General features: G+C 66.4%; 9 protein-coding genes. 6 read left to right on the forward strand and 3 right to left on the reverse strand.

Annotated elements, in window-relative coordinates:
• Positions 1 to 85: 85 nt before the first annotated feature.
• Together kstD and ACPXCG_RS05395 are read left to right on the forward strand one after the other, a co-directional pair.
• Positions 86 to 1837 carry a 3-oxosteroid 1-dehydrogenase gene (gene kstD, locus ACPXCG_RS05390; protein ID WP_425789807.1) on the forward strand — a complete coding sequence of 584 codons (1752 nt, stop codon included), beginning with the start codon at positions 86 to 88 and terminating at the stop codon, positions 1835 to 1837.
• A gap of 5 nt (positions 1838 to 1842) precedes the next feature.
• On the forward strand, positions 1843 to 2703 hold the full coding sequence (locus ACPXCG_RS05395) for a MaoC/PaaZ C-terminal domain-containing protein (RefSeq protein ID WP_425789809.1): 861 nt from the start codon (positions 1843 to 1845) through the stop codon (positions 2701 to 2703).
• A 258-nt stretch (positions 2704 to 2961) separates the two neighbouring features.
• On the opposite strand, the gene ACPXCG_RS05400 is transcribed toward ACPXCG_RS05395, so the two are convergent.
• Complete coding sequence (locus ACPXCG_RS05400; protein WP_425789811.1) at positions 2962 to 3552, reverse strand: TetR/AcrR family transcriptional regulator; 591 nt, start codon at positions 3550 to 3552, stop codon at positions 2962 to 2964.
• A 95-nt stretch (positions 3553 to 3647) separates the two neighbouring features.
• Here ACPXCG_RS05400 and ACPXCG_RS05405 point away from each other — a divergent pair, with 95 nt between their 5' ends.
• Together ACPXCG_RS05405 and ACPXCG_RS05410 are read left to right on the forward strand one after the other, a co-directional pair.
• Positions 3648 to 4433 (forward strand): SDR family oxidoreductase, encoded by a 786-nt coding sequence (locus ACPXCG_RS05405; protein WP_425789813.1) that lies wholly within the window; start codon positions 3648 to 3650, stop codon positions 4431 to 4433.
• Between the two features lie 130 nt (positions 4434 to 4563).
• Positions 4564 to 4995 (forward strand): DUF6918 family protein, encoded by a 432-nt coding sequence (locus ACPXCG_RS05410; protein WP_425789815.1) that lies wholly within the window; start codon positions 4564 to 4566, stop codon positions 4993 to 4995.
• Positions 4996 to 5050: 55 nt separating this feature from the next.
• Here the strand turns inward: ACPXCG_RS05410 and ACPXCG_RS05415 are convergent, their stop codons facing one another.
• Complete coding sequence (locus ACPXCG_RS05415; RefSeq protein WP_425789817.1) at positions 5051 to 5191, reverse strand: hypothetical protein; 141 nt, start codon at positions 5189 to 5191, stop codon at positions 5051 to 5053.
• A gap of 175 nt (positions 5192 to 5366) precedes the next feature.
• Here ACPXCG_RS05415 and ACPXCG_RS05420 point away from each other — a divergent pair, with 175 nt between their 5' ends.
• Positions 5367 to 7067, forward strand: coding sequence for an MFS transporter (locus ACPXCG_RS05420; protein ID WP_425789819.1), 1701 nt, complete (start codon positions 5367 to 5369; stop codon positions 7065 to 7067).
• Positions 7068 to 7084: 17 nt separating this feature from the next.
• Positions 7085 to 8365 carry an SLC13 family permease gene (locus ACPXCG_RS05425; RefSeq protein ID WP_425789821.1) on the forward strand — a complete coding sequence of 427 codons (1281 nt, stop codon included), beginning with the start codon at positions 7085 to 7087 and terminating at the stop codon, positions 8363 to 8365.
• Positions 8366 to 8574: 209 nt separating this feature from the next.
• Here the strand turns inward: ACPXCG_RS05425 and ACPXCG_RS05430 are convergent, their stop codons facing one another.
• On the reverse strand, positions 8575 to 10218 hold the full coding sequence (locus ACPXCG_RS05430; RefSeq protein WP_425789822.1) for an acyl-CoA synthetase: 1644 nt from the start codon (positions 10216 to 10218) through the stop codon (positions 8575 to 8577).
• Between the last annotated feature and the right edge of the window lie 5 nt (positions 10219 to 10223).

Here is a 10223-nt window from a genome sequence, read left to right on the forward strand (position 1 = left end):
GGCCTCCTCTGGCGTACCATTTCTGCAACGTGTTCTAATTCAGAACAAGAACTTGTTGCACCCCGCGGCGCACGAAGGGACTTCCATGGCCGGCGCGACCGATCCTGCAGAACAGACCACCACGGCACAATCCACAAAGAGCGAGACGTACGACGTCATCGTCGTCGGTGCCGGGGCGGCCGGCTTGAGCGCGGCCATCACGGCCGCCGCGAGCGGCCTGAAGACCGTCATCATCGAGAAGTCCCCGTACTGGGGTGGCTCGACCTCACGCTCGGGCGGTGGTGTCTGGATCCCGAACAACTCGGTGCTGAAGCGGGACGGTGTCGACGACACCACCGACAAGGCCCGCGAGTATGTGCACGCGATCATCGGCGAACACGCACCCGCCGAGCGCATCGACGCCTACATCGACCGTGGGCCCGAGGCGCTGGACTTCCTCATGAAGAACGCCCCGCTCGACCTCGAATGGGTGAAGAACTACTCCGACTACTACCCCGAGGCCCCTGGCGGCCGCCTCGGCGGTCGGTCCGTCGAGCCACGCCCGTTCGACGCCCGCAAACTCGGCGACGACCTCAAGACCCTGCATCCGCAGTACACCAAGGCGCCGCTGAACATGGTGGTCCTGCAGTCGGATTACCGCTGGCTCAACACCGGTCTCCGGCACTGGCGGGGTCCGCTCCGGATGGCCAAGGTCGGCAGCCGGTTCTTCTGGGCCCGCTCGCGTGGCAAGAAGCTCATCGCGATGGGCGCCGCACTCGCGGCCGAACTCCTGCTCGGGGTCCGTCAGCTCGGAGTTCCGCTCCGTCTCAACACCGGTCTCACCGATCTGCTGACCGAGGACGGCCGCGTGGTCGGTGTGGTCGCCGAGTCCGACGGCGCGACCTTCCCCATCCACGCTCGGCACGGCGTGATCCTGGCGTGCGGCGGCTTCGAGAACAATGCCGAGATGCGGCGCAAGTACCAGCGGGAGCCGATCGGTTCGGACTGGACCACCGGCGCACCTTCCAACACCGGTGACGGCATCAGTGCGGGACAGAAGATCGGTGCTGCGGTCTCACTGATGGACGACGCCTGGTGGGGCCCGACGATCCCGCTGCCCCGCGGTCCGTGGTTCGCGCTGTCGGAACGGTCCGTTCCCGGCACCTTCATCGTCAACGAGCAGGGACAGCGATTCATGAACGAATCGTTGCCGTACGTGGAGGCGGTGCATCAGATGTACGGCGGCGAGTTCGGTCAGGGCGAGGGGCCCGGCACCAATGTGCCGTCGTGGCTGATCTTCGACCAGAACTGCCGCAACCGCTATCTGTTCGCGGGAATCAACGCGCGCCAACCGCTTCCGAAGAAGTGGCTTGAGTCGGGTGTGGTGGTCAAGGCCGACACCATCGCCGAACTCGCCGAGAAGACCGGCCTGCCGGCGGACGCCCTCGCGGCGACCACCGAGCGGTTCAACGGCTTCGCACGGTCAGGTGTGGACGCCGACTTCGGACGCGGCAAGAGCGGCTACGACCACTACTACGGCGACATCACCAACAAACCGAACCCGAGCCTCGGCGCCGTGGCCAAGGCGCCGTTCTATGCGGCCAAGATGGTTCCCGGCGACCTCGGTACCAAGGGCGGCATCGACACCGACGCGTCCGGTCGCGCACTGCGGGCCGACGGCTCCGTGATCGACGGCCTCTACGCCGCGGGCAACACCAGCGCACCGGTGATGGGCCACACCTACGCCGGCCCCGGCGCCACCATCGGCCCGGCCTTGGTCTTCGGATATCTCGCGGCCCTCGATGCCGCGGCGAAAGCGCAGACCGCCGCACCGTCCACGAGCACCACAGGAGCCTGATCACCGTGCCCATCGATCCATCCGTAGCCGTCGGCGCCGATCTCGGCGAGGTCTCGTTCGAATGGTCGGCCTCTGACGTCGCGCTGTATCACCTTGCCGTCGGCGCAGCGGCCGACCCGATGGACACCGCCGGGCTCGCCTACATCGACGACGTCGCGCCGAAGGTTCTGCCGACGTTCGCCGCTGTCGCCGCGTCGTTCCACATGACCGAGCCGCCGACGGTGAACTTTCCCGGCATCGACATCGATCTCGCGAAGGTGGTGCACGGGAGCGAGAAGATCACCGCACACCGACCGGTGCCGGCGACCGGCAAGGCGACGAGCCGAACGCGGATCGTCGAAGTCCAGGACAAGGGCTCGGCGGCCGTCGTCATCCTGGAGGCAGCGACCTCCGACGACGCTGGTCCTCTGTGGACCACCCAGTGGTCGATCTTCGCCAAGGGCGAGGGCGGCTTCGGCGGCGAACGCGGCGCGTCCGCCAAGGTGGCCTACCCGGATCGCGAGCCCGACCATCGTCTGTCGGTGCCGACACTGCCGCAGCAGGCGCTGCTCTACCGGCTGTGCGGTGACCGTAATCCGTTGCACTCGGACCCGGAGTTCGCCGCGAATGCCGGCTTCCCGCGCCCGATCCTGCATGGCCGCTGCACCTACGGCTCGGTCTGTCGCGCGGTCACGGATGCTGTCCTCGGCGGCGACGTCACCGCGGTCCGCGAGTACTCGGCATCCTTCGCCGGTGTTGTGTTCCCCGGTGAGACGCTGGACGTGAACGTCTGGGACGAGGGCGAACAGCTGCTCGTCACGGCGACCGTGGCCGACCGCGACGGCGCGCCTGCACTCGCGAACGTGGTCCTCACCGTCGCGCGCTGACGGTACGAGAGGCCTTCGGTAACACGAGGTCTCGATACGCCGACTCGCTTCGCTCGCCGGCTACTCGACCGGCGGTGGGCACTCCCCGCTGACCGGCAGGCCACCACCGACCGGGGTGGGTACTCCCCGCTGATCGGCAGGCCACCGCCGACCCGCGGTAGGCACTCCCCGCTGACCGGCAGGTCACCACCGACCCGCGGTCGGTAGTTCACCGCTGATCGAGTAGACGACGAGCGTAGCGAGGAAGTCGTATCGAGATCATCCCGCGGGCAACAGCCCGACGAGCCCACGCAGATCGTCGTCGGACGGCACCTCGCGGACGAATACGACCCGATAGAGCAGGTATCCCGCCCAGCCGTCGACGATGACGTCGATCGGCAGGACGGCAGGTAATTCCGATCGTGTGATCCCCCGCCGCAGGATCTCCGCTCCTGGCTCCTTCCACGCGCGAAGGAGCTCGCGCAATTCGAGCTGCCCGGCCTCGCCGCGCTCGGCGAGCGCTCCGGCGACCACGGACGGCCCGCCCAACAACGTCAGGGTGTGCCTGAGGTCGCGGAGATGGCTCAGGGCGTCCCCGGCGACCGAACCCGTGTCAGGAGCCGGCGGCGCGGCGAGGTCAGCGGCGAAGGCGTCGGTGATGACCGCGGCCTTCGTCGGCCAACGTCGATACAGCGATGCCTTGCCCACGCCCGCACGGGCGGCGATGGCGTCCATCGTGGTCTGGTGATAACCGACCTCGTCGATGAGGCCCCGGGTGGCATCCAGGATCTTCTCGTCGAGCCGCTCGTCGCGTGGTCGACCTCGCCCTCGCAAAACCTCGCCGTCGACCATCTCACCATGCTTCCTCATCCCGCTTCCGGAATAACGGAACGACCAGTCTCGTTATTAGGAGTGTACGACCCGCCAATGGGACGGGCCGGCCTTTCACGAAAGAGGTTCGCACCATGACTGCTCGATTCAGCGACAAGGTAGTGCTCATCACCGGCGCAGGTTCGGGGCTCGGCAGGGCCGCCGCCACTCAGGTCGCCGGCGAAGGGGCGTCCCTGGCTCTGGTGGACGTCAGCGAGCAGGGCCTCGCCGGGACCGCCGACGCCATCGCCGACATCGCCTCCGACGCGAAGGTGATCCAGATCGTCGCCGACGTCGCCGACGAAGATGCGGTCAAGGGCTACGTTGACCGGACCGTCGAGACCTTCGGTCGCATCGATGCCTTCTTCAACAACGCCGGCATCGAGGGAAAGCAGGATCTCACCCAGGACTTCGGAACCGACGAGTTCGACAAGGTCCTCTCGATCAACCTGCGCGGAGTGTTCCTCGGGCTCAAGCACGTGCTCGCGGTCATGAAGGAGCAGGGATCGGGCAGTGTCGTGAACACGGCATCGGTCGGCGGTATCCGCGGCGTCGGCAACCAGTCGGGATACGCGGCCGCCAAGCACGGCGTGGTCGGCCTGACCCGCAACTCTGGCATCGAATACGGCCAGTACGGCGTGTCCGTCAAGGCCATCGCGCCGGGAGCGATCATGACCCCGATGGTCGAGGGTTCACTCAAGCAGCTGGACCCGGAGAACTGGGAAGAGGCGGGCCGACAGTTCGTGAGCGTCAACCCGATGAAGCGTTTCGGTCGCCCCGAGGAGGTCGGCAACCTGGTCGCCTTCCTGCTCTCCGACGAGTCGTCGTTCATCAATGCGACCGTCATCCCCATCGACGGAGGGCAGTCCGAGAAGTACTGATCGAGGAGTTCGAGTGGTCTGCGCCACAGCGCGGTGCGTGTGACCCCAACCTGGTCGGCCGGGCAGTAATCTCGACGCGGACAACCGCCGTCGACTTTGCCCGGCCGCCGGGCATCCGCGAGGAGAACTCATGAGTGATTCGCTGCAGTCCCTGCTCGACAACGATCGCCCCGCCGTGGTCGCCGACCTTGTCGAGGTGATCGACGCCGAGGTGTCGGACCAGAAGGGACTCGGCGGCGCCGCGGTGAAGACGGCCTACGCGGCCGCCCAGAAGGTCAAGCCCGGCGTCACCGCGTCGGCGACCGACAAGATGCTCCCGGACTTCCTGTCGGCACTTGCCCCCCTGTGGGACTCGAAGCCGGGCGGGGTCGCTTTCGGCGATCATCTCGTCGCCAATGGCGATGCTGCCGCCGAGGCGCTGTTGACGGTCACCGATGATCAGGCCGCGACCGCGAAGCCGTCGCTCGCCAAGGCATACAACTCGTTGCGAGGCAAGGCCAAAGGCTATGTCCTTGCAGCGCTCCCTCGTGTGGGCACCGCAATCGAGAAGCACGCAGGCTGATTCGACCAACCACGCGCGCGTCGCCGAGAACTCCTCGGCGGCGCGCGTTATCGTGTCAGGCGGCAGATGTGACGATGACGAGCAGGCCGACGACCACCGCGACCAACGCCGCCACCATCGACAGCACACGCCATACGTGCACGCGCACAGGCGAGTAGTCGGTACCTTGTGAAGAGGCGACACGGGATGGCGCCATGATCTCCCACTTTCGGTTGTCCGGGTCACCATCGACCGAACGGCCGACCATCGCCGGGATTTGTTACTGCAGTGATAAATGTGTCACATGTTGCGCTCAGGTTGACGTCGCCGACACCGCGTGTCTCGATTACGAAACAGCAACACCGCGGCCAGGGATCTGATGAGGTGAGGCGATGCGCCCGAAGATGAGTCGAGACGACCTCCGGTCTGCGTGGCTGATCTTGATCGCGTGCGCTGCGGTGAGCATGGTCGTCGCGGCGATGGCCGCGCTGAACACCGCGCTCCCCGCCATCGCCATCGACGTCGGCGCGGACGCCGGACAGATGACCTGGATCGTCGACGGATACACCCTTGCGCTGGCCGCACTGTTGTTGCCCGCCGGCGCCGTCGGTGATCGATTCGGCCGCCGGGGCGTGCTGATCGTGGGTCTCGTGATCTTCGGCATCGCATCCCTGATCGCCATCTGGGTGAGCAGCCCCACCGAGTTGATCGCGACTCGCTGCCTTGCCGGTGCTGCTGCCGCGCTCATCATGCCGACCACCCTCTCGTTGATCACCTCCGGCGTGCCGGAGTCGCGGCGCGCGATGGCTGTCAGCATCTGGGCCGCTGTCGCAGGTGGTGGCGCCATCGCAGGCTTCCTGGTGACCGGCGTCTTGCTCGAATTCTTCTCGTGGCACTCGATCTTCATAACCTTCGCCGCGTCGTCGGTGATATCGGCGGCGTTGTGCTTCACCATCGGCACCTCACGAGACCGCAATCCCGGCGCATTCGACTATCTCGGCACCATGTCCTCGGTGCTGGCCGTGACGGCCATCGTGTTCGGCTTACTCGAAGCGCCGCATCGCGGTTGGGATGATCCGGTCGTTCTGGTCTGCCTCGTCGGAGGCATCCTGCTCGTCGGGGTGTTCTGCATCATCGAGTTGCGACGGGAGTCGCCGCTGCTCGACATCCGCCTGTTTACCAACCGCGCTTTCGGGTCGGGATCCCTGTCGGTGGCCATACAGTTCCTCGGCTCCTTCGGCATGTTCTATCTGCTGTTGCAGCAACTCCAATTGGTGTTCGGATACTCGCCACTCAAGTCCGCTCTTGCCCTGCTTCCTTTCGTCGTGGGCGTCGGCATCTTTTCGCTGGTCGGCAACTGGGCCGCTGTCCGCTTTCACATGGTGAAGTACTTCATCAGCGGCGGCGTGCTGCTCTCCGGGGTCGGCATCATCCTCATGGGGGCCATCGACTACGACGACTATCTGTCGGTCGCATGGATTCTCGGGATCTTCGCCAGCGGTATCGGGCTGGCGAACGCGACGTCGACCACCGCGATCATGTCGAACACTCCCCTGGACAACCAGGGCATCGGGTCCGCGGTCAACGACACGTCTCGCGAAGTCGGCGCGGCCATCGGGATCGCGTTGGCGGGAAGCATCGTGGCAGCGGGCTGGTCGTCGCGGATCGGCCCAGTGGCCGACGCGACCCGCGACCAGATGGTCGAGGCCGGACAGCAAAGAATCGCTGCCGGTGACGCTGCCGGCGGGCAGGCACTGGTCGCGCAGGCCGATGTCGCGGCCGACACCATTCGCCGGTCCCTCGCCGAGGCCAGCGCCGTCGCCGACCGTCTCGCCGATCAGGCGGGCCCACTCGCCGCCCGCATCCTCGACGGGGCCCGCGAGGCATTCATGGGTCCCCTGAGCCAGGCCTACATCGTGCTCGGATCATTGATCGTCGCCAGTTCATTACTGCTGTTCTGGCTGACGCCGATGCGCATCGTCGAGGAATCTCCCGACGCCACCGACGATCCCGGCCTCGCGGACGCCGACGGTGCCGCCCCCGCGGACACTGACTCCGACGCCGATACCGTCGACACGCGGCCAGGCGGCTGAATGCCGCCGGCTCGCCCATGATCTCGGCCGACAACCTGTTCGGCGCGGGGGTGTCGATCGCGCTGCTCGTCGCGGTCATCGCGTTCACCATGACCGCCCGTCGGGCTCCCCCGGCCGTCGTCGCGGTGCCCGCCGCAGTTCTGGTGGTCGCGACAGGGCTCGCGTCATGGTCGAGCGCCGCGGACGAACTCGAGTTCATGGCGCCGACGATCGCCTTTCTCGCGGCGATGTTGGTCGTCGCCGATGTCTGTGCCCGGACCGGTGTGTTCGCCTGGGTGGGCGCGCTCATGTCACGCCGGAGCCGCGGGTCGCCGAACCGACTGTTGCGCATCGTGTTCGCGGTGGCCGCCGTGGTCACAGCCATTCTGAGCCTGGATGCGACCATCGTGCTGCTGACACCGCTCGCCGTCGCCGCTGCCCGCCGCGTCGGCGCACGGGTGACACCGGTCAGCATGGCCACCGCTCACCTGGCCAACAGCGCCTCGACGCTGATGCCGGTGTCGAATCTGACCAATCTCATCGCCTTCTCGGCGACGGGACTCACCTTCCTGTCCTTCACCGCGACGATGGCCGCACCATGGCTCGCTGCGATCGTGGTGGAGTTCCTCATCTTCCGGTTCTTCTTCGGCAAGGATCTCAGGGCCCGCCCCACTATCGCGACCGCTACCGGCAATGACTCGGTTGATATCCGCGACGACCCGCCGGCACCACGGTGGACGCTCACCTGCCTCGGACTGCTGCTGGTCGGATTCGTGGTAGCCGAACCCCTTGACATCCCGTTGGCCGCCGTCGCGGCCGCAGGCGCGGTGTTGATGGCCGCGCCGTTGCTGGTCGCGACCCCACGCTCGGCCACGATCCACGTGATCCGGGCGGCCAATATCCCGTTCCTCGCCTTTGTCGCGGCCCTCGGCGTGGTCATCCTGCCTGTACGTGCGGGCCCGCTCGGTGACGCGGTCGCCGAGCTGATCCCCTCTGACACAGGCCTGTTGGCATTTCTTGCGGTCGCGGCGCTGGCCGCCGTGCTGGCCAACGTCCTGAACAACCTACCGGCCACCTTGCTGCTGGTACCACTGGTCGCTCATCAGCCCGCGCTGGTACTCGCGGTACTGCTGGGCGTCAACATCGGACCCAACCTCGCCTACTTCGGCTCGCTGGCGACGTTGCTGTGGCGCGACGTGATGCACCGTCACGCCCTGCCGCCGCCCTCGCGGCGCTACTTGCAGCTCGGGTTGTTGTCGGTGCCGCCCACCCTGATCACCGCCGTCGTCGCACTGTGGATCAGTCTGCAACTCAGCTGACCCCGCCGATCGGGCACAGAACCACGCCGACCGTGCACAGAAATCCGTCGACCGTGCGCAATCAGTCGATGCTGCTCACTGCTGCGCACAGTCGACGCGATCCGGTGCCCGATCGACGACGAATTGCGCACGCTCGATGTGGAATTGCGCCCGGTCGGCGGGATTCTGTACCCGATCGGCGGGTTACGAGTTGAGACCCGGGCGACCGTCTACGTCGCGGCGCCTGCGGTCTCGCTGGCGTCGGCGGCGGCGTTCTTGGCCCACCGGTAGTCGGCCTTGCCCGCCGGGGTTCGCTTGACCTCGTCGACGAACACGACGGTGCGCGGAACCTTGTAGCGGGCGAGGGTCTTTCGACAATGGTCCTGGATCTCTTCCAGCGTCGGCTCGATCGCGCCATCGGCCACCTGGATGACGGCCGCCACGCGCTGACCGTAACGCTCGTCGGGCACCGGGACGACCAGTGCGTCGGCGACCGCGGGATGCGCATGAAGTTCGGCTTCGACCTCTTCGGCGTACACCTTCTCGCCGCCGGTGTTGATGCACTGCGACCCGCGACCGAGGAACACGATTGTGCCGTCGGCCTCCACCGTGCCCATGTCGCCCAGGATCGATATCCGGGTGCCGTCCGGCAGGGTCGGGAAGGTCTTCGCGGTCTTCGCCTCGTCCTTGTAGTAGCCGAGCGGGACATTGCCGATGCGCGCGATGTAGCCCACATCGCCGGAACCGGGCTCGATCTTGTTGAGCGACTCGTCGACCACCATCATCCGATCGGTCGGCGGCACCCGGAGATTCCCGTTGTCGTCCATCATGATCTCGCCGTCGTTGCCCGACTCCGATGCACCGAAGTTGTCGCGCAACACCAGATCCGACTTCACCGCCAAGAAGCGGTCGCGCACATGCTGCGACCAGATCGCGCCACCGGACGTCACCGAGAACAGCGACGACAGGTCGACCTCATCGGTGCGACGCTCGAACTCCTCGACGAGCGGCATTCCCATGGCATCACCGACGATGAGGATGATCTGAACCTTCTCCGCCTCGACCGCGGACACGATGGCGACGGGGTCGAAGTCCCGCTCGATGACGAGCCGCCCGCCGAGGGTGAAGAAGGTGAACAGCGAGTACGACGCGGCACCATGCATCAGCGGAGCCGCAAGCAGGAAGGCGATCGACGGGAAATCCTTGACCGCAGTGGCGATCTCGGCCAGGTCTTTCCGAGCCTCGCCGTACGGGTTCCCGCCCGACAGCGGCTTCCGGAAGAAGTCGTCGTGCTGCCACATGACGCCCTTGGGGTAGCCCGTGGTGCCGCCGGTGTAGAGGAGGTACAGCTCCTCGCCGTTGCGCGCCTCGAAGTCACGTTCGGTTGACTTCGTGTCCGAATCGGCGAACGACACGATCTCCACGGATCGGTCACCCGGGAGATCGACTGCGGCGTCCGACAGCTCGTTCTCGACCGCACCGATCACCAGAACGGTGCGGACCGAGGGCAGCTCGGGCAACAGCGCGGCCACGCTGCGCTGGTGTTCGGGAAGCTCGACGATGATCGCGCGCGAGTCCGAGTTATCGAAGATGTACTGCAGTTCGGGATTTGTGTAGCGATAGTTGATGTTCACCGGCACGGCACGGATCTTCAGCAACCCCAGCAGGCTGGTCACGTGCTCGACACTGTTCTTCAGGAACAGCGAGACGTTGTCGTGGGCGCCGATCCCGGCACCCGACAGCATATGTGCGACCTGGTTGGCCAGCCCGTCGAGTTCGGCATAGCTGATCTGACGCCCCTGGTAGCTCAGCGCGATGCGCTCGGGCACCGAATCGGCGACCGTCTCGAACACGTCGGCCAGATTGAACTTCATTGTCT

It is taken from the genome of Gordonia sp. DT218, assembly GCF_049847105.1.
Taxonomy (GTDB): Bacteria; Actinomycetota; Actinomycetes; order Mycobacteriales; family Mycobacteriaceae; genus Gordonia.